At 38.8% G+C, this 23,979-nt stretch carries 19 protein-coding genes and 2 riboswitches; of the genes, 5 read left to right on the forward strand and 14 right to left on the reverse strand.

All coding sequences use genetic code 11. The annotated features are described in order from the left end of the window. Positions 1–27: 27 nt before the first annotated feature. From sdaAA to PaeCFBP13512_RS02345, 5 genes are all read right to left on the reverse strand, one after another. Positions 28–921, reverse strand: a complete 894-nt coding sequence (sdaAA, locus tag PaeCFBP13512_RS02325) for an L-serine ammonia-lyase, iron-sulfur-dependent, subunit alpha (protein ID WP_137220814.1) — start codon at positions 919–921, stop codon at positions 28–30. A gap of 26 nt (positions 922–947) precedes the next feature. Then, positions 948–1,613 carry an L-serine ammonia-lyase, iron-sulfur-dependent subunit beta gene (sdaAB, locus tag PaeCFBP13512_RS02330; RefSeq protein ID WP_137220816.1) on the reverse strand — a complete coding sequence of 222 codons (666 nt, stop codon included), beginning with the start codon at positions 1,611–1,613 and terminating at the stop codon, positions 948–950. Between the two features lie 76 nt (positions 1,614–1,689). Next, a riboswitch (glycine riboswitch) is annotated at positions 1,690–1,768 on the reverse strand. Between the two features lie 3 nt (positions 1,769–1,771). After that, positions 1,772–1,882: riboswitch (glycine riboswitch) on the reverse strand. Between the two features lie 218 nt (positions 1,883–2,100). After that, positions 2,101–2,892, reverse strand: a complete 792-nt coding sequence (locus PaeCFBP13512_RS02335; protein WP_069329890.1) for an SDR family oxidoreductase — start codon at positions 2,890–2,892, stop codon at positions 2,101–2,103. A 126-nt stretch (positions 2,893–3,018) separates the two neighbouring features. Next, entirely contained in the window at positions 3,019–5,814 is a 2,796-nt protein-coding gene (locus PaeCFBP13512_RS02340) for a PAS domain-containing sensor histidine kinase (RefSeq protein WP_137220818.1), read from the reverse strand. 32 nt (positions 5,815–5,846) lie between these two features. After that, positions 5,847–7,229, reverse strand: coding sequence for a sugar phosphate nucleotidyltransferase (locus tag PaeCFBP13512_RS02345; protein ID WP_137220820.1), 1,383 nt, complete (start codon positions 7,227–7,229; stop codon positions 5,847–5,849). 359 nt (positions 7,230–7,588) lie between these two features. On the opposite strand from PaeCFBP13512_RS02345, the gene PaeCFBP13512_RS02350 reads away from it, so the two are divergent. Continuing rightward, on the forward strand, positions 7,589–8,284 hold the full coding sequence (locus tag PaeCFBP13512_RS02350; RefSeq protein WP_069329893.1) for a response regulator transcription factor: 696 nt from the start codon (positions 7,589–7,591) through the stop codon (positions 8,282–8,284). 26 nt (positions 8,285–8,310) lie between these two features. Here the strand turns inward: PaeCFBP13512_RS02350 and PaeCFBP13512_RS02355 are convergent, their stop codons facing one another. The 3 genes from PaeCFBP13512_RS02355 to PaeCFBP13512_RS02365 are packed head-to-tail and all read right to left on the reverse strand — an operon-like array spanning position 8,311 to position 14,965. Continuing rightward, on the reverse strand, positions 8,311–12,747 hold the full coding sequence (locus tag PaeCFBP13512_RS02355; RefSeq protein WP_137220822.1) for a hypothetical protein: 4,437 nt from the start codon (positions 12,745–12,747) through the stop codon (positions 8,311–8,313). A 35-nt stretch (positions 12,748–12,782) separates the two neighbouring features. Next, a complete protein-coding gene (locus tag PaeCFBP13512_RS02360; RefSeq protein WP_137220824.1) occupies positions 12,783–14,519 on the reverse strand; it encodes an ATP-binding protein in 1,737 nt (578 codons plus the stop codon). Continuing rightward, positions 14,516–14,965: a hypothetical protein gene (locus tag PaeCFBP13512_RS02365; protein ID WP_069329896.1), complete on the reverse strand. Its 450-nt coding sequence runs from the start codon at positions 14,963–14,965 to the stop codon at positions 14,516–14,518. The genes PaeCFBP13512_RS02360 and PaeCFBP13512_RS02365 overlap by 4 nt, the downstream gene beginning before the upstream one ends. Positions 14,966–15,010: 45 nt before the next feature. Here PaeCFBP13512_RS02365 and PaeCFBP13512_RS02370 point away from each other — a divergent pair, with 45 nt between their 5' ends. Beyond that, positions 15,011–15,703 (forward strand): response regulator, encoded by a 693-nt coding sequence (locus tag PaeCFBP13512_RS02370; protein WP_137220826.1) that lies wholly within the window; start codon positions 15,011–15,013, stop codon positions 15,701–15,703. On the opposite strand, the gene PaeCFBP13512_RS02375 is transcribed toward PaeCFBP13512_RS02370, so the two are convergent. From PaeCFBP13512_RS02375 to PaeCFBP13512_RS02390, 4 genes are read right to left on the reverse strand one after another with little or no spacing between them, the layout of a single operon-like run. After that, on the reverse strand, positions 15,687–16,601 hold the full coding sequence (locus tag PaeCFBP13512_RS02375; protein WP_137220828.1) for a glycosyltransferase family A protein: 915 nt from the start codon (positions 16,599–16,601) through the stop codon (positions 15,687–15,689). The two genes, PaeCFBP13512_RS02370 and PaeCFBP13512_RS02375, sit on opposite strands and share 17 nt — an antisense overlap. Further along, a complete protein-coding gene (locus PaeCFBP13512_RS02380) occupies positions 16,564–17,778 on the reverse strand; it encodes a glycosyltransferase family 4 protein (RefSeq protein WP_137220830.1) in 1,215 nt (404 codons plus the stop codon). The genes PaeCFBP13512_RS02375 and PaeCFBP13512_RS02380 overlap by 38 nt, the downstream gene beginning before the upstream one ends. Before the next feature lie 12 nt (positions 17,779–17,790). Next, complete coding sequence (locus tag PaeCFBP13512_RS02385; RefSeq protein ID WP_441343312.1) at positions 17,791–19,053, reverse strand: transporter; 1,263 nt, start codon at positions 19,051–19,053, stop codon at positions 17,791–17,793. 22 nt (positions 19,054–19,075) lie between these two features. Next, positions 19,076–20,197 (reverse strand): glycosyltransferase, encoded by a 1,122-nt coding sequence (locus PaeCFBP13512_RS02390; protein ID WP_069329901.1) that lies wholly within the window; start codon positions 20,195–20,197, stop codon positions 19,076–19,078. Positions 20,198–20,569: 372 nt separating this feature from the next. On the opposite strand from PaeCFBP13512_RS02390, the gene PaeCFBP13512_RS02395 reads away from it, so the two are divergent. Both PaeCFBP13512_RS02395 and PaeCFBP13512_RS23150 read left to right on the forward strand, forming a co-directional pair. Then, positions 20,570–21,523: a DMT family transporter gene (locus PaeCFBP13512_RS02395; RefSeq protein ID WP_137220834.1), complete on the forward strand. Its 954-nt coding sequence runs from the start codon at positions 20,570–20,572 to the stop codon at positions 21,521–21,523. Then, positions 21,513–21,653, forward strand: coding sequence for a hypothetical protein (locus PaeCFBP13512_RS23150; protein ID WP_161594191.1), 141 nt, complete (start codon positions 21,513–21,515; stop codon positions 21,651–21,653). The genes PaeCFBP13512_RS02395 and PaeCFBP13512_RS23150 overlap by 11 nt, the downstream gene beginning before the upstream one ends. Positions 21,654–21,906: 253 nt before the next feature. On the opposite strand, the gene PaeCFBP13512_RS02400 is transcribed toward PaeCFBP13512_RS23150, so the two are convergent. Both PaeCFBP13512_RS02400 and PaeCFBP13512_RS02405 read right to left on the reverse strand, forming a co-directional pair. Further along, complete coding sequence (locus tag PaeCFBP13512_RS02400) at positions 21,907–22,539, reverse strand: restriction endonuclease (RefSeq protein WP_137220836.1); 633 nt, start codon at positions 22,537–22,539, stop codon at positions 21,907–21,909. Between the two features lie 266 nt (positions 22,540–22,805). After that, positions 22,806–23,339, reverse strand: a complete 534-nt coding sequence (locus tag PaeCFBP13512_RS02405; RefSeq protein ID WP_137220838.1) for an NAD(P)H-dependent oxidoreductase — start codon at positions 23,337–23,339, stop codon at positions 22,806–22,808. A gap of 213 nt (positions 23,340–23,552) precedes the next feature. Between PaeCFBP13512_RS02405 and PaeCFBP13512_RS02410 the strand changes: the two genes are divergently transcribed. After that, positions 23,553–23,924 (forward strand): winged helix-turn-helix transcriptional regulator, encoded by a 372-nt coding sequence (locus tag PaeCFBP13512_RS02410; RefSeq protein WP_137220840.1) that lies wholly within the window; start codon positions 23,553–23,555, stop codon positions 23,922–23,924. The last annotated feature ends 55 nt before the right edge of the window (positions 23,925–23,979 follow it).

Consider the following 23,979-nt stretch of genomic DNA (forward strand, 5'->3'; position numbering starts at 1 on the left):
TCCCTTCAAATAGTTCATGCGAGGAAGTTAATTTTTATTTTCTTGTCTTCTACGTCTTAATTCTTCAGTAATTTTGCGTCCGGTTGGTGTCTGTGCTAATCCTCCGCGGGCCGTCTCACGATGCTCACTTGGCATAGAACGTCCGACTTGTAACATCACATCGACCACTTCATCTGATGGAATAGCGCTACGCACTCCAGCAAGTCCCATATCTGCCGCTGCTAACGCATTCACTGCACCTAATCCGTTACGAACAATACAAGGAATTTCGACAAGTCCAGCGACCGGATCACAGATTAATCCCAGTGTATTTTTGAGAGCCAATCCTACAGCATGCATAGCTTGCTCGGGTGTACCTTTACGCATCTCGACCATCGCTCCTGCTGCCATCCCAATTGCTGAACCGACTTCTGCCTGACATCCACCTTCTGCGCCTGAAATCGAAGAATTGTTGGCAATCACATAACCGATCGCTCCTGCTGCAAATAGTCCTAGAACCATATGAGCATCATCCCATCCAAAACGTTCTTGCGAACTGACAAATACGCCAGGAATAATGCCACATGAGCCTGCGGTTGGTGTAGCAATAATACGACCCATCGAAGCATTGACTTCAGATACAGCTAGCGCATACGCCATCGCACGAGTAGCATCACTGCCTGAAGAAGTTTCTCCACTTAACATATACTCATGCACACGGCGTGCATCTCCGCCCGTTAGACCGCTTCGTGAAACGGTATCTTCTGTAATTCCGCGGTGTACTGCTTCTTTCATCACTTGATAGTAATCTGCCATCTGCTGGATCACTTCAGGTTCACTAACCCCTGTTTCTTTTACTTGTTCTTCAATCATCAGTTCCGCAATCGTGAGTGAACGTTCTTCACATAACCGAACAATATCTTTTAACGTGCGAAATTGCATATTCTATACTCTCCTTTGTCTTTCATTTACTTCAAGTCTATAACAGCCGCACGAGTTACATAAGGCAATTGTAAAATACGATTCAACACATGCGGATCAGGCGCAGTATCCAATTCGATAACAGTCATCGCTTCACCGCTACGAGCTTTGCGATCCACATCCATAAATCCAATATTGAGTTCCGCATCACTAAGTGTGCGTGTAATATCAGCCAGTACACCTTTACTATCCGTGTGTTCTACAGCAAGCATCGGATACTGACCAGAGCCTCGTACATCGAATCCATTTAATTCATGAATCTCAATATTTCCGCCACCGATCGAAGCACCTGCTACTTCAGCTGTTTCTGTTCCATGCTGTACAATAATTCGCACAAAGTTAGGATGCGGATAATTGCCTGTGCCTTTATCAAAAGAAATCGTTATCCCTTGACGATCGGCTTCTTCTGCTGCATCTGGTAAGCGATCATCATCGGTATCATAATCAAGCAGACCACCGACAAGTGCTAGATCTGTACCATGTCCCCAGTACGTTTCTGCAAACGAACCATACAAAACAATCTTTACATGCTCAGGGCATGCTCCTAAAAAATGACGAGCAGCTCTTCCTAGGCGAGCTGCTCCTGCTGTATGTGAACTAGACGGTCCTACCATCGCCGGCCCTATAATATTGAATACATTTTTAAAACGCATAAATTCCTCTTCTCCCTTATCACCAAAATATGCGCGCACAAAAAAAGACAGGGAATAGCCCGCGCGTGGCTTATTCCTCTGTCCTCGTTACCTGAGAGTTTGGACCGAATCGTATCGGTTGTACTCCTTGGGTGGCTGGTATGCTCTCTCCAGAGTTGCATCCGATAGCGGTTCGGGTACCTGAGAGATTAATCAATCATCGCCAAATGATTAACTTGCTCCTTCGGTGGTGGATCACATACATCCACAGACTCTCCCTCTATCTTCATGTGCAGTTATTTATTTGAATGGTTCGTTATTAGTTAAATCACGTGAATACGTTCGATACCTTTAGCTTAATTCAGCACACCTGACACTGTCAATTGATTGATTTGAAAAAGGATACTTTTGTGCATAAAGACAACAAAGTCCTTTCCCGATATGCTCGAAAAAGGACTTTGATAGGACTAGCATAGTATCATTTATCTATCTATACTTGTAGATACAACTATCCTCGTAATAACGATTCTGCGCCATCTACAAATATCTCTGTACCTGTTACATGTGAAGCTTCACTAGAAGCCAAGAATAGCACTAGATTAGCCACTTCTTCGATTTTACCAGGTTCGCCTTTAAGCGGATGATCGCCTTCTGGGAATTCCATTGGAATTTCGACTTCTTTTAGATCGTCACTTGGATACGTATTGTCGTCGATTTCGGTATCGATCGCTCCCGGACAGACCGCATTAACTCTGATTTTATAGCGTGCAAGTTCTAGCGCCGCCATTTTCATAAATGCTACTTGTGCTGCTTTGGTTGAAGCATATGCAGAGAATCCTACATTAGAGAATACACGATTACCATTAATTGAACTTGTAATAATAATACTACCGCCCTTTTCTTTCAAATGAGGGATAGCGTATTTTACAGTTGCAAATGTGCCTCGTAAATTAATCTCTACCGTTTGATTCCAATCATCTATTTCTAATGTTTCGATAGGGGCTTTGCTACCATTGATTCCTGCATTCGCAAATACAATATCCAACTGACCTGCTTCAGCCACTACTTGTTTCATAGCACTTTCAATCATTTCTGGTTTGGAAATATCGCACTCAATCACATATGCTTTTCCGCCAGCTTTTTCAATTTCGGCTTTGGTTTCTTCTGCATTTTCAGGCGTACGATCTAACATATATACAACAGCACCTTCTGCTGCAAATCGTATCGCTGATGCTTTACCTATTCCTGATCCGCCACCTGTTACTGCTGCTACTTTACCTACTAATTTTGTTTCTGCCATGTGGATAAGCCTCCATATTTCAGAATGTGTTTGTACTAGATAACTGTTTTTTGATACTCACAACGTTATCTGTTTTCCTATTGTAAGTACCCTAGCAGACAGAACAATGAAACAGATGATAACGTATTATTCGATAGAATGTGCAGAATCATTCTTTTTGGGCTTCGGTAAAAGAACAGAAAAGACAGAACCTTCATTCGGTCTCGATACAAAACTTAATTCACCCTTATGATCGTTAACAATTCGTTGCGTAATATATAATCCAAGCCCCGTTCCTTTGATTTGATGTTCAGACGCAGAACTTGCTCGGAAAAATTTTTGGAAAATACGAGCTTGATCTTCAACAGGAATACCTATTCCTGAATCTTCTATAGATACACGAATCTGATGAGGTAATTCTTCAATCACAATATGAACAAGCGATTCAGCAGATGAATATTTAAGCGCATTGCTGATTAGATTCTGAAAAACTTGAATTAAACGATGATGATCACCGGTAATAAAGACTTCATCGACCCCTTCATGATGAAGAATAATACGATCTCTCGAATCTGGATTCCATTGATGACAGATTCCTTGTAACAGTTCATACAGAGGAATATACGTCATATGATATTCGGCATGATCTGCTTCGATGCGCTGAATATCGAGGAAATCATCTAACAAATGAGACAATCGTTGCCCTTCTTGATGAATCGTTTCTATAAAAGTATGTCTTTTCTCAATCGACATATCCTGATAGATCATTAACATTTCGATATATCCCATCATCGCTGACAGAGGAGTACGCAACTCATGAGAAACAACACTAATTAACTCATTTTGCATTTGTTTGACCTGTTCTTCTTCTGTACGATCCCGAAAAACAAGAATAACACCATGTTCAATCTGTTGGACGGTATCGGTCACTGGAGTGACATAAAGCGATAAAATCTTTTCATTTTTCAGCAATACAAGCTCGCCTTGATTCCAATGAGGTTCACCATTTAAGAATTGTTCTAACTTTTCAATCCATGATGCTGTACCTTCAATCAGTTGATCTTCAATATGATGTAACAATTGCTGTACCGAGTAGCCGGTATAATCTTTGATTTTGAATAGCGATAACATGGTAGGATTGATAAAAGAAATGATTCCTTTTGAATCACACATCACAATACCTTCTTGTACCGATTCAAGTAGATTCCCTGTAATACTTTTCTGCTTTTCAGCTACACCCTGCTCTTCTCGCAAGCGATCATTAAGTGCTTCTAATTGACGTTCATGCTCATTGCGCTGTGCACGTTCTTTTTCCTGCTGGGTTAAATCATGTACAAAGAAAGTCTGAAAAGAAGATTCTTCTGCCAAAATTTCACTACGTGTCAGCTCCACCTGAAAAGGCGTATCATCCGAGCGTATCGCTGTAATAGAATGATTGGAGTCTTCCTGCTGACTTGTGTCGATAACCAATAGATCTGATAAAGGCCTGCCAATGACCTGTTCACGACTGTACTTGAACATCTGCTCTGCCGCAGGGTTAAATTCTGTAATCTTCATCTGATGATCGGTTGAAATAATACCGTTAATCGCATATTTGAGAATAGCCCTTTTCTGTGATTCACTTTCAGCCAGATCAAAAGTACGTTCGACTACACGAATTTCTAGATTTTCTTTATCCCGTTGAATTTGCAAAAACTGATTCTCCAACACAAGCGATACCAATTTGAAGTTCTCGATCAACGCATGAAATTCGGAAATATTGCTGTTAGGCCAATCAATAGGCGTATCTTTAACCAATTTACGTGGAATATTGTTAGACGCTTTAGCTAATTCCAGTAAAGGTTTGGTAATTTTGCGACTAATCGGTCGTGCTAACAAAATCGCAATACCAATAACGATCAGAATCGTAATAATACTCTGAATATAAAATATATAAATACGTTCTAAATAAAACGCCGCTGTCAATTTTAAAAGTAATCGATAATTATGATTTAGTGGAATATCCATAACAAAGTACGACTCCTGCCATCTCTCGATCAGGGTTAACCGATTTAACGGAAAATGATGAAAAATTCTTGCTCCGTCTGCTGTTTCTTTAATCATCAACGATTCATAACTTCCATCTTGAACGAGTTGTTTTGTTGTCTTATTATCTAGTGTGCTGTATATGGACGAACCTAACGGACTAACCAGAACAGAATCAATATAGAAATTTTTTTTATATTTATTCATTAACGGTTTGACTGTACGCATATCCGAAAAACTACCTTCAATATCTTGCTTATAAATATAAGAAGAACGTTCCAAATACGAAGAATACAATCCTCGAATGTCTTGAAATTGCTGATGACTGCTCACGGTCAATAATAGCAACGACGTAAAGATAACAAAGGCAATTAAATACTTAAAAATAATTCGCCCCAACGAAATTGTATACGTAGGCTTAATATCTATTTTGATACGACTTATAATACTTTCTAACAAAATCGAAGCGATCAATAAATTGATAATACTGTTAAAACTTTGTTCCAGAATAACCAGTGTCATCATCTTGATTCCCATTTCATCAAGACGGTACTGGTACATTAAGAATACTAAAGGGAGTCCGATACATCCCCAGAATAAAAGATCGCCTTTAAACAAAATACCTTTATTAAACCACTTAAAATAAAAGTACAAAAACAAAATTTCCAAGCCAAACAAGCCGGTCATGAAAAGATAAGACCCGCCAAATCCAAAAGGTATATTTATAGCGAGTAAAGCAGGCACAGCAAATCGTAATCCGTAGAGACGAAAAATAATCAAAAGTGCTGCGCTGCCCAGTGCAAATCGTAAATTTAAAGATAAATCCCATTTAAAATAATTACCTGCTATGCCCAAGATCGTTAAGATGATTGTTCCAATCCAAGGCGATCGGAACCAAAGAAGTATTCTGTATTTCATGACTAACGGTCCTTTCTACCACGGACAGCAGGTTAACCCGAAAGACCTTCTGATAACAAAAGATCTGGATTCACTCCAGGATATTCGTATCTAAAAATGTCAGTCTCCGATACAGCTTTCCCTATCTGTGACTCAATAAATTCCAGTTCGCCTTCTGAAGCGCTAATATAATGTCTTATCCCAGGCTCTACGACAATGACATCACCTGGAGATACTATAGTTAGGACTCCATCAAGGCAAATCTTGCCTATACCTGATACAATAGTCCATACTTCTTTACGTAACTTATGTTCATGATAACTAATCGATCTACCTGACGTGATGACTACACGTTTAGTCACTGTTTCAAGTCCACCTTCATCTTTACGATGAGAAAGGATTGTTTGTTTTCCCCAGAATCTTTCTTCAAAACGTGGGGCAATTTCTACTTGCCCGACCATATCTTTAATGCCTGTTGCATCTTCCCGATCGGTAACTAATATGCCATCAGGTCCGGCAACCACGATAATACCTGGCACATTCCATACACTCACGGGTATATCTAATTCGTTGATAATTCGCGTCTTATCAGATAACGGAGAAATGTATCCTGAACCCGTGACATCAAAATCCATTTCACGAATTAAAGAGTCCCATGTTCCCAGATCGCGCCATTCTCCATTAAACGGTAATACTGATATATGACTTGTTTTTTCTACAACAGCTACGTCAAAGCTTGTTTTTGGTAACGACAAATAATTGCTTAGTAAATCATTATAATTGGAGTTCCATCCTTGATGATCCATATGATCTAGCAGAAATCCTAAGCGAAATGCGAATACACCGCAATTCCACAATGCCCCTTTATGTATTAAGGATTGGGCAGTGATAACATCTGGTTTTTCTATAAATGAACAAACACCAAAATATTCCTTATCCACCATATCAGACAACAATGGTACAATATATCCGTATTTGTCTGAAGGCTCGGTAGGAGAAGCACCCATAAGAACTAAGTCATCACCAGAATTCTCTAAGATAGATGGAAGCTTACGCAAATGCTCAAAAAATTCATCACCGGCATAACCGTCTACTGGCATAACTCCTATCATTTCATCACGTTTGGCACCGGCATGATGATATAAATATGAAGCTGCTAAAGCGATTGCTGGAAAAGTATCCCTTTGCGCAGGTTCTTCGATAATGGTAGCATTTATACCAATTTGTCCTCGAATCAAGTCAGCTTGATGCCCACTAGCCGAAAAATAAGCTTGCTCGGATAGCCCTGCATCTTGTAATTGTCGCCATATGCGCTGAAGCATACTTTCAGGCTGACCTTGATGGCGAAGAACGGGAAGAAATTGTTTGGGACGATTAACGTTCGATAAAGGCCACAGACGTTTACCTGACCCACCGGACAACAATATCATGCGCATATATGAAACCTTCTTCCAAAAAAATTGTAGTAAATCTTAAAAAACTGTTCATTTTAACTGATTATGCCGAAAATAAATGTAAAGAGTCGAATGATACTATAGTCCTATTCCATTTTCTCATGTATATTTTAAGAAAGTTCTCTTTTCTGTATAAAATTTCATGCTAATTGATTCGCATTTTTTTAACATTTGGATTACTTTCATTATATTCAAAAATGAAATAGTACTATTTTATTGAAATTCTGTTCTTGATTATTCTATACATGGTATTTAAATATTGTCCTATTAAACATGTTATAGAATAGGAAAAGGGAGATATTCAACAAGCCTATTATTTTTCATACAGGAGAGTGACAGCGATGTCTATTAAAGTTCTTCTTATTGAAGATGAGAAAAGTCTGGCAGATATGATTGCATTTTTTCTTCAAGAAGAAGGTTACCTTACCGAAATGATTCATGATTCCAAAGACGCTATTCAAAAGTTGTTTCATTTCAAACCCGATATTATCGTAACCGATCTTATGCTTCCTGATATGGATGGAAGTGAATTAGTCAGTCAAATCCGCAAACAATCTACCGTACCTGTATTGATGATATCTGCCAATACGATGCTGAATGAACGGATCAAAGCACTGGATAATGGTGCAGATGACTTTTTGTGTAAACCATTCAGTCTCAAAGAGCTGGATGCTCGGATCAAAGCCTTATTACGTCGAAGTGGCCCGACCATTATTAATGAACCTAAAGTCAATGTTTCGAAAGACAAAAAAGGTCGTATTTCTGTGAATGATTATCGTCACAGTCTGTTTGTAGAAGAACAAGAAGTTGAAGTGACACATATTGAATTTGCGATTATGAAAGAACTTTATAATTATCCAGGTAAAGTATTTACCCGCAATGAATTGATGGATCGTATTAAAGGAGGAGATCGCGCTTATCTGGATCGTACCATTGATGTACATATTTCCAGCTTACGCAAAAAGATAGAACGCGATCCCAAAAACCCTCAGCATATCCGCACCGTCTGGGGTACAGGATACAAATACGTGATGTAACGAAAAGCACATCATTTTACATTTTATTACCGTCGTTGCCTTCGCTTTTTCCAGCGTTGGTAAGGAAGAATACAAGCAATACCTGCTAGAATACCTATTGCAAATAGTATCCAGCCTATCCGATAAGCAGAAGCAAGAATAATAACAACTGTTCCACTTCCGTTTCCTTCGGTGATAAATCCGGTTGTGACTCCGTTAACAGCCAGTCTGGCTCGCTGAGTCTCTCCGTTTAATCGGAATTCCCAGAGCGGATTAGGCGATTCAGTCTCACGAATCAATACTTGATCATGCGCTGGATTGCTCAAGATGAAGCTTCGTTCCATCGAGTTCTCACGAGTCGCTTGGACTGTTGCTTTGAGAGTAGGAACTGTAAAGAACTGATTGATATCCTCACCTTCAAATAACATGAATTGATCGACCATAATCATCGCTTTATACGGAATAATGGAGTAGTTTTTCATTTGAAAAGAACCTTTTACTTTTTGATTCGCATGCGCCAGCACTTGGAACTGCATCATTGCAGTTTCGGCTGGCGCTTTTATGATTTGATCATAATGATTCCACTTGTTTTTATCCTCTTCTTCCACTTCATTGATATAGGTAGTCTGTAGAATTTGAGAATTAGCATTGAGGAAGACTAATTTCATATGACGCTGTTTGATCTGTTGAGACACAGCATCCAAAGTGACTGAATATTCTTCCAATGGTTCAGCTTTCATTTTCTGAGAAGCGTAAATATTCCAATCGCAAGAGTAACTAGGTGCATACTGGATGGTGATCCCGTCTTTAGATATCACTTTGCGTGTCTGTCCGGGCTGAATATCTGTCATACATTCTGCTGACGTATTCTGAAGTAAACTTTCATTATTCTCTTCACTTGGCAGTACTTTGACTTCATCCGCTTTCATCAAGTGAAGATCTTGCTCATTGGTCAGCGACGGTACTTGACTATCCAACACTAATTTCAATTGATACGTGCCTTTGGTTAGCAGTAAATGATTCCATTCAATACGTCCATAATTACGAAGTAAATGAGGAATACTTAACTTTTGTTTGGCAAATCCATCTTGATCCGGTAACGTTTCGATCACTGTATTTTTGATCGTGTCTGGATCGGTTGATCGGGTATATACTTGATCGCTTGCTATTTTGCGAGAAATGACTTCTCCTGTTTGTTGATTGATCCATTTCATCGTCAAGCTTCCTTGATAGCCTGAAGGAATATTTGCCAGAATCGATGTCGAATACTCTGCTGTTTTGAGAATATCTACTTTTTTCTGCAATGTTCCTTGTTGATAACTGATTCCTTTTCCCATACTTAATAAAGGAAAAGCACGTTCGGTCTGCGTATTGCCCTGTCCTGCAAAATCATTCTCTGCTTCTAGAGTGAAAAATAACTTACCTCGTTTCACTGCTTGCTCTACAGGGAATGATAATTGATCCGCTCGATCGGTTGGAACAACAGCCAGTAGATTGATTGCATTGAAGCCTTTAATATTGTTTACTGTAATGGCTGAATCGCCCGCAGGGAAATGATGCTCTCCCAAGTCAATCCATTCAAATTGATTGCTACCTTCATGTTGTGTGTTGATATTGACTTGCTTATCAGGCATCCCAAATACCAATTCTCCACCTTGCTTATTCATAAATATCCGAGCATATACATGAGCTGTCTGCTCTTGATCTAACTTTTTGTGCATTGTAAATGTATTAGGCTTACGATATTGTCCTAGATCAAGTAGCTGAATATCATGAATCCACCAGTAATTTTTTTGCTCCGGACGCTGTTGAGTTAACAGATCAATTCGCATCCATTTGCTACCCGGTGGTGATACATATTCCCCGTAGAAATTAACACCGTTAAAGTTATTTTCTTCCGAAGGAGCAACGACATAACTCACTCCAAGTTCATCCATATGTTCATCGTAAAATCTCATTTTGACATGCATTTTATTTGTGCCTCGACCTGAAGCGGTGATATTGAATTGATAAGGATTGTTTTCTTTGGCTTCGATCATGCCAGATTTGGCAACTTGCCAGATATTATTGGCATCTCCTTTGATAATTTCTCCGTGTAGTGTAGGCACATCATTTAACTCATCTAATGGATTCGCCTGTACACTGAACATTTGCGGATTATCAGGTGTAAAAAACTTTTCAGTGCGTAATAATGAATCAAAATCGACGACTGTTCGTCCTTCAAGCTTACTCATCTGATAGGGTTGTACATCTAATTTTTCACTGGCAAAAGTGACAGCAATTCCTGCATCCATTTCCATATCAAATGAAAAGTTTTTAATATTTTGTGAGGACAGATACCAGAGCCAATCATTCGTTGAAGCAAATGTTTTGGACCATTTTAGAAAAGCATTACCATCTTCAATCGCATCAAATGGGCGTAAATAATCTTCTTCTGGTAATTGTGATAAAAATAAATCGTTATATGATGAAGCTTCTACATAATCACCTTTGTTTACCGTCTGAATCGTATCAAGCTTGGGATTAAGTGTACTGAACAACACTCCAAATTGATTGAAATTAAAGCCGGGCTGATGACTATAACTTTCCAGTCGACTATATCCATAAGGCGTAATCACTTTGGCAGGCAAAATATTCATATATTCAGGAGCTTGGTCCAATTGGAATATCGAAAAGATCGAATTCTGGTAGGTGCGCTTCAATCCTGCTTGATCTTCCAGCATGGATAACTGGAATTGTTGCCGCTTCTCCTGTCCTTCATATTCGTTATGATAGACAAGTTGATTGATACCAAACGTTGAAAACAATGAACCCATTTTCGAACTTAATCCATTGTCCAACATATACTGCAAAAAGTTCATATAATACGTAATACTCGGATCATTACCTTCATGGTGAAAGATTGTATTTTTGGGCGAAGAATAGACTTGGAAATCACCTGTTGCTTTCTGCATCGATGTCTCGCTTTTATTCCAATAAGGTGTGGCTACCCCGTTAAAACCTTGAATCATATTATCTGCAATGGGGAAATATAACGCTTTGCTATCATAGCGATCAGGATCGGTTAATTTGTTCGCCATTTCGGTATACTCTGCGGGTACTGTCACAGGCTTATAATACCCTTCTACAAATTGAGTCCGTAAAGGTGTAACATAAATCGCCAGACATACCACTACAGCAACAAAAGCAGTATGTTTGAATATACGTTGTAACCTTGACGAGCCGAACCATTCAATCAGCTGAATAATCCCAAACGTCAACAACACACCAAAATTCAAAGCAATCAAACCGATAAACTTATTCGGATCACGGAATACAGAACCGATTACAGGTGTCTTGGTGACTAAAATGACAAAAAATCCAGCAATCGAAGGAAATGTCGTTCCAGTAGCAGCAATTAAAAAGAATAAAGTTAGCAAAGTAAAAATCAAAATAATCGGATTTTTGTGTGAACGTGTAACCATTGCATAGCCGATCAGTAATAACAGAAATCCACCGCCGATATAGAAAATAAGCGGTAAACTGGATAAAGGAAACATAGGCCACCAATAACTAAGTAAATAAGCTACATTTTTGAGTGTACTGTTACGACTGAATAATGATAAGGTATCGACCACATTGATATTATGTTGTGACGCTTGCGCATCCATAAGAATACTTCCCATATATAATGACAACCAGTAAAAGCTTAACAATCCAAAAAAACAACCAAAAATAAGCCATTTACGAGCAAAGTTAAGATACAACAATTTCAAAAATGCCCAACCATTTTGTTTATACGTCCATGTTAATTTGATTAATAACAGACCGGTAAAAAATGCTAGATAAATCATTCCAAAAAAGAAATAATGAATTGCAGCAGCACTTACTGTAAACACAGCCGCTAACATAAAAAGATCGATCCAATTACGCTGATATAACTTATGTAGGTTGTAATGATAAATCTGTTGTTTCTGAAACTTCGGATCAAAGCTACTAAAGAAAAAGCGTAATACTAAAGGAAACAGGCTATATCCACACAATAAGTAGATATGTTGAATACGAAACACTACCCACGGATTCAGCGCGTAAAATAAAGCTCCGATCACAATCGCAAAAATACGTGTTTTAGTAAAACTAGGTGAATAGTACACACTGACCAGACGCTTTGCAAAAGCATACATGGAGAACGCAGATATAAATAACAAGCCCGTAATAAACGACTTGAGCAAAACCGGGCCACTTTCGCCAAAAGCAAGTGATAATAAATAAAACGGTAAAATGTAAAGGATACGTGGTGCATTAAACAACGTAGATGTTGACCAGCGTTCATTCCATACTCCTGCAATCTCTTCCAAATAACGATGAGAAGTCGCTCCAAAAGCGATATCGCTAAATACAATCTGTCCTGAACTGTAAATCGGAAGCAAAAATAAAAGGATAGCTGCCAGCATAATCAATACAGCGACCAGATCATAACGATACATCTCGATCCATTTTTTCATGTGACAGCCTCCTTTCTTCGCTTATTTATAATCGATCAACGTCTTAATTGGATAATCGCTTGCAGTCCGCGATCTGTATTACGTAATTTAAGTCGTCCACCGATCGTTTTCAGAAAAGCATCCATATGATACAGACTGAGTGTGTCGGCATTATTATTTTGAGAATAATCAGACTGGAAGTAGTTCCAGCGCATCTTATCATCAATCCCTCCGCCGGTATCTTCAATCGTAATCAGAATCTCTTCTTCATCCATCAGAGAACTGACTTTAAGTGTTTTGTTCACTCGCTTCGATCTTGGAGCAAAAGCACCGTGTTCACTCACATCAGGAGGTGCTTCATAATGCTGAGCCATGGCTACAACTGCATTTTCAACCAATCCTTGAATCGTACGATATAACATCGCCGACTGCGCCGCTATTGGAGATACAGGTTCTTGCTTGACGACCACTTCGACCCCTTTCATATCAAGAGCACGATTTGCCCATTTCAACGATTCTGTGATTACTTCATTCATATCTGTAAAATTAATACCTGCTGCACCATGCATCTTCTGCTCTAACTCTTCACGAAGTTCCTGCACAGATACGGCAAGCTCTGCAATATAAGATTCTTGCTTCAATCGTCCTTGAGTAAAGTTCTGATTGAGCTCTCGAAAAAATTCAAGTTCTGCACGTGAAGCAGAATCGCCTCGGCTGGCTGATGCTTCTAGATTGTCTGCTAAGTTGTTATAGAAACCCAGTAATTTCAGATCATCGCCACCGGTTAAACGGGTGGTTCGATTCTGTAATTCTTGTAATTGTTCTTCCATGGATTGCAACATCGGCAAGTAATACGTATCCTGCTGTTGACGCAAATCTTCTTCACGACGCTGATCTCGAACTTGAGTGTTTACCGTATTGTCTTTGATCACGCGTCTGCGGTAAAACACCATCACTATCGCTGCGATCAAAAAAACAGGGATATAGATCAACACCATTTGATTGCGAAATGCTTTTACATTTTGAGCCGTATCATTATTGATCTCATGTACAGCGACATAAAGAGCATGGTCATCATTAATGCGACTGAACCCGATACCATATTTAATATGGTTATCTTCGATGATCCCTGTGTTACCGTCTAGTAATTTTTTGGTAACTGCTGTAATATCGACTCTACCGATATCTGTTGCATTATGAGAGCCGACTACTTTGAATTCTTCGTTATAAATTAAAGTCTCGTAATGTGTAGAATCAGCAATGATCCGTTGACTCAACATTGATGTATCAATAGCACGCACAGCAAATCCATTTTGATCGGTTCCTTTGATACGACAAATCATATATTGGACAGGTTGATTATTTTCGGTTGTAAATCCTGTGATTCCACAGCCATTTTGTAACGTTTGTACTTGTTGAACAGCACTTTGCATAATGGTATTGTTACGACCGCCTATAATCTCATATTGATTGGTAAGCACATAAAATTCGCCGGGGTTACGTGTAATTCCACTGGTATACGCTCGCTTGCTATTATCCAATATATTTTTACCAATAGTAGCGGCAAGTTCATTCAATTCCACTTGCCATGTCTGATATTGATTGTTCATATTGGTTGAAGTCGCTTGCACAATATCTTGCAATTGACTTTCGTTAATCTCTGTGATCTGAAGCTGATACTCATGAACAGCGAACCACTGGATTGCAAATAACAACAGCGCTACAATACCCATAACGACGGTATATAGAATCAGTCGTTGCCATGCTGGTCTGACAAATGCCCAACCTTTCATTGCCGTACCTCTCCTTTATTCTGCTCCAAGCGGTGAATGATCGCTTGCATGAGACATTCCAATTCAAATTTGGCTAATGGTAATCGTGCACATAATAAGCGCGGTGTTCGGCGCTGAAGCGCGGCAAAGCGAGCCGCATCTTCCGGTTCTCCATTACTGAGGAGTAGCAGTTCGCAATGCTTCGCGATATACAGAAGATCCAATTCTTCTTCGGTATACTCGCGAAGATTCACGATATATACATCGTATTGTTCATCCATATGTTTAAGTCCTTGAGAGACTGTTAATGTCAGATTAGCATGTTGATTGCCTTGATATTGATGAAATAAATGCATCCCTTTTTCCCAGAGTGCATGCTCGGCTGAACTGAATCGTTCACAGAATAATCGTAGTTCACAAGCCACACTAGTATCTTTCAAAAATGCCAAAACATTGATATTATACATGTAGTTCCTCATTTCTGAACCTATGATTGGAGTTATCCAGAGCTTATGAAAACCCAAAGTATTCTGTTTGTTGACGATAATAAGATGGTCTTAACGATTCTAGAACGTTGGTTAGAAGAGGAAAAATTTCACATTCATATGGCGAATACGCCTAAAGAAGCACTACGCATTATTGAGCAACATCCTATTGATGTTGTTGTATCTGATCTGTTAATGCCCGGTATGGACGGACTTGCTTTTTTAACAATGATGAAAGCAGATTATCCTCATGTTGTCCGTATTATTTTATCCGGTCATTTACATACTCAATCAATGCTATCTGCTATCAATCAGGTAGGTATTTTCAAATTTCTAACCAAGCCATTAGAACTGACAGAAACACTTAAAAACATTCTGTACGAAGCGTTACAGCAATCTGAACGAAATCTATTCGCTTATCATGCTGAACAACAGTTCGCTAATCATTTATCGGCATTTATTACAGATATGATGAAAATAACGGATCAACCGTATGTACTGATCAATCATAATCATCTGGTTATGGCTAATCATCACTCGATGAATCAAATATATCCGGTAGGACAGTCGCTTCTGCATCCTGTCCATGATGGGATTCATCTTGCTGCACATGATGTATATATTGCACGGCAAGAACTTGAGCATTATACGAGTGATCTCTGCACGATTCACCAATTAGTATTTAAAGATACGATATTGCGTGTTATTTATTTTCATTAAGAGGTGCAGATTGGGTAGAATGGGAACTGCTTTTTAGTAGTGCAGTTACCCCGAGCACACTGAGACAAATATACATCCAAAACATTCCGGCAGTTAACAACGGATGACGCAAATATTGAAGTCTATTCGCACGTGAATACAAGACAGGACGGAAAAAGTACCATCGTTCTAACGCTTTACGAAATCCGCCTTCTTCTGAAGAAATAGTCTGATCCATAACCGAAAAATAATATGCTTTTTTACGTAATATATCGCTAAGATATATTTGTTTTTCATCATGATAAATACGTGTACATACAGCACGGCGAATATCTCCGCCTTCTTCTACATAACGCAGTGTCGGCTGAATTTCTTCGAAAGCAATCTGATCGGCATTAAAGCCACCGGTTGACTGATATGCATTCATGCGCCAGAATCGTGCGGCTTCAATCGAACGCTTACCTAATGTTTCTCCTGCATTATTAATGACATTACGTTCAAATACTTTGACTTTGGAAAAGAAGTTAGTCGCTGTCGAATAGGCTTCTTCAGGGACAACAAGTGCTCCCACCTGAGGATGACCATCCAAAAACGATACACACTGACTGACCAGATCTTTTGCCAGAATCATATCGGAATCGATCACCAGTATACAATCAGCATGTAATCGCTGCGCTTCTGCAATCGCTGTTACCCGTGCTATACCACGTTCACCATGCGGTAATTCTAATACAGTAATAGGTACAATACTCTCTTCAGCTAACTCACGTATCACCTGCACCGTGTTATCGCTAGAGCCATCATCAGCAATAACAATATGAAGCGACTGATGATTCTCCTGACTCATACAACTTTGCAGACAAGTGACCACCGTCTGTTCATTATTGTACGTGGAGAAGAGAATGACGACTTTGCTCATGCTCTTGTGCCTCCTTTACCAAATGATCTACAAACGTATCGAATGCAGCTCCTGTATGATTGAAATGGAACTTTAACGCATACTCATATGCACGCTTACGCATCCCTGCATAATCTTCTCCGCCCATAGCTGCACGTTCCATTTGCTCGGACAACCCTTTTACATCTCCATGAAAACAGAGATACCCTGCTTTGCCAAAATCGGTTGCATCGACAAGTCCTGGTGAATTACTCACAATACTTGGTGTACCGACAGCCGCCGCTTCAGTAACCGTAAGTCCCCAACCTTCACGCAATGATGGGAAGACTAGTGCTTGGGCACGACTCATCAATTCAAGCTTACGTTCTTCCGACACAAATCCGTGAAAAATCACATCCACTTCAGGATCATCCAATTCACCATAGGTTAATCCATATTGATTCATGATCGGCAATAACGCACATTGCACATACTCTTGATTGGTACGACCAGCGATCCATAATTTAGCTTGCGGAAATTTCTTTTTCAATTCGCCGAACGCTTGGAATACCAGATCAATCCCTTTATATTTTACAAATCGTCCTACATACATAAAAGTAGGTTGAGCTTCTTTAGGCAAAAATTGCTCGGGTTGCCAGTGTTCGAACTCAATGCCTTCTGGTAATAAATGAACACGCTTCGCATCGAATCCTAATTGCAGTAGATCATACCGGGTCGAAGGCGATACTGTGATTGTCTGATCCTTTTGAGCTAACTTCAGCATCCTGGGTTCTAAAGCATGACCAATATGATTCAGTGGAAAGCTAGCATTTTCATACCAGATTTCACGTGTTAACTGGTGAATAAAGAATATACGCTTTGCAGGTTCTACCCAGAATGAAGTGAAAAATTGATGTGTATTGGATTGATTCACTACATAATCAATTTCATTGCGATGCTGGCGATAATAACGAATCGCATGACCGATAACGCTATAGATATTGCCCTGACGAATATAAGTCACTCCATCGATCTCTTCTTCAGCAGGTAACCCTTCAAATTGAGGAGCAAAATGGATAAAACGATATCGACTCTGTTGCGAACGTTTTAACATTTCATGAGTGAAAATTTCTGCTCCTCCGCTTTTTGGAGAGCGAATATCACGCCATGATAACAGTAAAATAGTAATTTGATCTTTTTTTACATAAGTAGAATCCATAATCTTGCTCCTTCAATTCAAAATAGTTGGATCATGTTGTTGCCTCTTTTGTGCTGGCAACGTCTGTTTGGAATATAAATAAAACCACGCATCAATAATAAAATAGATAGATAAAATGCTATATAACCACAGTTCAGCACGTAAAAAGTCTTGCGGGCTTTGATGCCACCATCCAAAAGAAATCAATAAAGCAGCCGCACCTGCTAACATGCCCCACATAAATTTGCGTCGACCGATTAATACATGAACATGAACAAAAAAGAGCACAATCGAGAATAACCAGTACACCCAACCGCCTAATACCAAATATTGTTCTGCCGATTGGTAAGCTTCACCAAATAACAACGGAATTGATAATGGGAATATAAAAGTAGTTCCGATATACACACCAATCGCTGCACAGATCATTAGAACGCTATAGATTCCAATCAACTTACGCAAACCTTGCTTGTTGTCGCCATTAGCGCCTAATTTGGGAATAAAGGCAGCAATGAGACTATAAGAAACGTAATAGACGAGCTGACTGTATTTCAAAGCAATTGCATAACCACTACTTTGTACGGGAAAGTAATGTTGTACAAAAATCATATCGATTGAAATAAAAAATAAAACGAATAAATTGGTCATCAAGCTATCTGTAAAATCTTGACCGAGTGACTTCCAAATCCCTGATAACTTTGAATTCCCAGCTGTGACCGAGAGCGCTGTATTTTGCCGCACACTATATATCCAACCGTGAATTAAAGCGAATAACATGCCTGCACAACTACCAATCAGAACAGCTGCTAATGTAAAGCCCAAAACAGCAAGTATAAAAAAGACAATCAGCTTCCCTAACACTTCAATATAATAATTTATATTTAGCGCTAACATACGTTCTTTGCCTTGCATATCACCACGGGTCATACTCACAATCGTATGCAAGAAAACAAGTATGTAGAGTAACAATAAAGAACCGGAATCTACACCAAGTACAGAACGTAATACAGGCAACAGCATCAACAGGATAATACATGAAGTGAAGCTCAATATAATCGGTGTTTTGATTAACAATGAACCTAAAGGTAATTGCTTGAGCGACAATGTACGATCTTCTTTTGAGACCACTTTAGCTGTTAATAATTGAATTGATAATCCTAGAACAGACAATAAAGCGAATAAAGCCAGTAACGCATTTGCTTGTCCATAAGCAGTCCCTGTTAAATACCAGCTGGCAGCGATATGGAAGAAGAAGTTGAATCCATTCAGCAATACATTAAAAAAAGGAAAAAGCATAGGTCTTATCCGACGAATCACATTAACGCACCCGCCGATCCAGTCGCCAGATATCGATTAAAGATCGCAAAAAGCGAACTGAATCTTTCCACACTTCAATATGTGAACCTTCACGGTCGATACATTTGACAGGAATCTGTAATACACGCAATTGTAATCGTTTGGCGATAAACATCATTTCTAGATCAACTGCAAGTCCAAGTTCTTGCTTCAAATGAGGAAACATTCGTTTGACAGCAACAGAACTCATAATTTTGAGACCGGTCTGCGAATCAATCACACCTGATGGTAAAAATGGTCGACAAATCTGTCGTTTGCAAAAGCTAACCATCGAGCGAACAAAAGAACGATTTTCAGCCGTCATATCTTTGGTTCCAATCACCACATCGTAATAGCCTTGCCTTACCACATTAATCATTTTGGCAATATCTTCAATAAAAAAAGAATCATCCGCATCTACAAATACATAATAATCAGCTTCAATCGTGCGCATACCTTCTAAATACGTTCCAGCTTTGCGTGTATTCCGCTCTAACTGCTGTGCTTTAAATAATGGACTGGCATTACGATTGATTCGGTTGATCACCATACTCGTGGAATTTTCTAATGATTCTAATAAAAGCTGTGTTCCATCCAAGCTTCCATCATCAATCACATAAATAGAGCCTTCCACTAGATGACTTCGAATAAATTTTTGTAATCGTTCAGCGAATTTTTGCACATGACTGAATCGCTCTTCTTCGTTATATACCGATAAAATAAAAGCGATATGCGGACTTTTAGCTGGATATTCGGGATACAATAAACTTTGAATTTCAGACAACATTTCTTCACTATGATTCTCTTTCCAATACAACAACCGTAATCGCCCTACTCCTGTAATACGCACTAGATGTTGGTCACTAACTGGCTGCGATACATCAGTGATTAACAATAATGCCATTTGTGGAAAATACAGTCTGATCTGATTAGCCGTGTGCACGGTTCGTTCAGGATCTGTATACGCAATTACACAACAACGTGCGGTTTCGTAAACTTCCAATTCATCTGGATGGTTACAAAATGACGTTTCATAGAAATAAATAACATTTTCGTAGTCAATATTTCGGATATGATCCGTAAAAATGGTTATATGCCCCTGCATGATAGTACCCTCCGTTTAGTGCGGATACCTTATTTTGTCGAAAAAGGATTAAAAATGTTTTTATTTTAGTATAAAAGTACTAGTTCTATTTTTAATACTTTTTTAATAAAATTCCTATAAATCGCTTATATTAAAGCGTACAAAAAAATTAATAGTAAAATATCAATATATTAAGTTTGTTATCTTTAGACCTATTTTTCTAAAAAAATAGAAATTAATGGTTCTTTTTTACTAGTTCTTAAGGGCATTTTTGTTGTCAATAGGAAGATTTTCGAGTAATCATTCCCAGCTAATCAGGGATAGAGTATAATCATGAAGGCATAATTTTATTAAAATATGTACATGATTATACTTATATTTAGGAGCGCACCTATGAATTCACATGCAACCTCTAAGAGTCCTGCTATTCCTCTAGAACTTCTCTACGTTATTGGCATTATAGCTATTTCTTTTTCGTCGATCTTTATCCGGTGGTCAGATGCTGAAGTATCTGTGATCGGAATGTACCGATTGTATTTCACCAATTTACTGTTATTACCGCTTGCGATTCGTTATCGCAAAGAACTATTTCGGATTCAGCCCAAAACATGGCTGATGCTAGGTATATCAGGGTTGATGCTTGCGCTTCATTTTCTACTTTGGATGGGATCGTTACGTTTAACGACCGTTGCTAGTTCTACTGTTATTTTGACACTTGAGCCTATTATGGTGGTCATCGGTTCTTATTTCCTTTTTCGTACACGTACCAATCGATTTATGATTATCGGTATGGGTATGGCGGTGTTGGGATCAGTCGCTATTGGGTGGGGAGATTTCGCTCTGTCGGGAACAGCGCTACAAGGTGATATTTTATCGTTTCTGGGTACAATTGCTGTAGCTATACATATGCTAATCAGTAAGCATATCCGCTCTCATATGGAAGCTTTGATTTATAATTTCTGGGTGTTTTTTATCGCAGGTAGTGTGATGGCACTTTACAATGTGTTTCATGATATTCCGTTTACCGGATACGCAGCTAAAGACTGGGGTGTATTCTGGTTACTTGCGATTGTGCCCACATTGTTCGGACATTATTTGTTTAACTGGCTTTTGAAATATATGAATGCTGGTGCTGTGTCTATGGCGGTATTGGGTGAACCTGTTTTTGCTTCCCTTTTGGCTTTCTGGTTGCTAGGAGAATCGTTAACAGGGACTCAATTGAGCGCTGGCGTATTGATTTTACTTGGTGTATGGGTATTTATTCGCTTTGGAAAAGATAAAACAGAAGCGCTTGTTCCTCCTGATCTGATGGCGACAGAGGAAGAAATGGTGGAGCGTGAGAAATAAAATCAACTATGATGCGCAAACGATTTGTAATGAATGGGAGTGGGACACTGCGGGAAAAGAATCGTTCTTGTCGTCGCTGTTAAGGACAGATATCTTGATGGACTGCTGGGCAGTCGATATCTGTCCTTAAAGGCGAGCGCTTCGCTCTTTCAGCACGATTCTTTTCCCTCCGTTTCGTGGGGGTTGATCATTTTTAAAACCTTTAAGAATCTACAATCTATTATTTATTATTTAGAGTTTAGGGTTTAGGGTTTATAAAACTACAAATACTATAACGGTGTTGAGTTTTATTTCTTTAATGGGATTTAAGGATATAAAATGAATTAAAACGAATTAAAATAGATTAAAAAAAGGCTGCTTCCTTATGAGGGAAGATAGCCTTTTTATCTACTTTTACGTGTGCGCTGAGATTGTCGTTGGTTTGTGCTTTGTTTCCACGGAGATAATAGAATCTGAGGTTCACTTTCGATGATGTTCATAGCTTCTTCGTGATCATTGGATTTGAAATCTTCAATCAGTTGAATCAGATCATTGCGATCTAGTAATGTGACGGCATTGACACCGGCAAGTGTTTCACAAGCTTTGGTAAAATAAGAAGATGTTAATACGATACACTTCTCTGCTTCATAATAACGCATGGATGAATAAATTTCCTGTACAGCACTCAAACCAATTTTATTATGTTCGGCATAGCATTTGGCTTGCAGTACATTACGTATTCCTTCTCGATCGGTAAAAACTAGATCTGCACCAAAGTCGCCACTGCTTTGTGTTTTGTATGTATCTTCATATCCTAATTCAGTGAACAAGCGATATAAATATCGTTCAAATTCTGATCCTTCCATCTGGTCAATATCCTGCATAGTAATACGGTATGGATCAAGTTGTTGACGGCGTATTCTAGCTCTTCTGCGAGATATGCTTTTGATCGTGAGTATAATGATGAGTAGAATAACTACCGCAATCAGTGCGTAAATCCCGAGCGAATATTGGTCAAATATCTGGTTGATATTCATGATGTGTGGCTCCTCTTATTTATCGTTATTCTGAGTGTAACAAAAAAAGACTTTAACCGAAATACCAACGTTACACTTGAACGTCTACGACTAAAGCCTTTTATACAAGAAAAGATTTATAGATATAGGTAATCAATAGAAAGATTAATAAAAGAAATTAATAAAAACAATCATTACAATTAAATATGTCTTATGTGGTGAAAGGTCGTATTTCGATAAATCTACTTCTACTCAGGCTTATGTTTGATACGTTTTTTACGATTAGGTTAACTCTTATGCTCTACAATATAGTCAATATACTCTTTAGCACTTTGATCAATTTGTTGATCTGTTGCTTGAAAAGATGCGCCGAACATAGCGAAGTGTGGCAATGCTATCGCTCCTACATGCTGCATACTTGCTTGGAACGGACTGATTAATTGTTCTACTGTAAAAGTAACCGAACCTTCTGGATCATAATTTTCCTGCTTATCTCCAATAGACATCGCTAAGCCTATCTTTTTCCCTTTCAGCTTATCCCCTGCTGATCCGTATGCCCATCCATATGAGAAGACATCATCGAACCACTTCTTCAGTAAAGGTGGATAGCTATACCAGTAGAATGGAAATTGTAAAATAATATGATCATGAGCTTCCAGTAATTGTTGTTCCTGAGCTACATTAATATTCCAATCTGGATATGCTTGATATAAATGATGAATCGTCACTTGATCCGGGTGTTGAAGTAATTCCTGATGCCAGCGTTGATTCACTTTGGATGTTGCAAGATTCGGGTGTGCTAAAATAATCAATGTTTTCATACGATATAATTTCCTTTCGTGATGTGAGAATATTGCCATTATGATATAGCTTGACCCAAAAGAAAATACACACAATAAAGTCATGTACTTACTTTAAAGTGTGTATAGACTTTATCTACGATCTGATGTAACAATAAAGAATCAAGCTTATGATCGATAGGCTATATAGCTCAATAACTACAAGCAAATGAGCTCAAACGGAGGAAATGAAGAATGAAACAATATCATCTAGGCATAGAAGCCACCCTTGAAATCATCGGCGGAAAATGGAAAGCGTTGATTATCTGTTTGTTAATGGCATCGGATGCAATGCGTACTAGTGAATTGCAACGTAATATTCAAGGTATTTCGCAAAAAGTACTGATTCAGCAATTACGTGAACTTGAACAAGATGGCTTAGTAAGTCGATACGTCTATCAGCAAATGCCTCCTAAAGTTGAATACTCTTTAACAGCATACGGCAGAACAGCCAATGCTATTGTCGAAGTGATGTGTGCATGGGGCACAGAAAATATTAGTCTTCGTCAGCAACAAGGAGAAGACATTGAACTATTAGATCATGAAGTAAAGCGAAATGTTAAATAGGATATATGAGCATCGACTTCAATATAAGAATGACTTGCACCATAAGAGGTAAAAT

It is taken from the genome of Paenibacillus sp. CFBP13512 (assembly GCF_005233705.1).
Lineage (GTDB): Bacteria > Bacillota > Bacilli > Paenibacillales > Paenibacillaceae > Saccharibacillus > Saccharibacillus nuruki.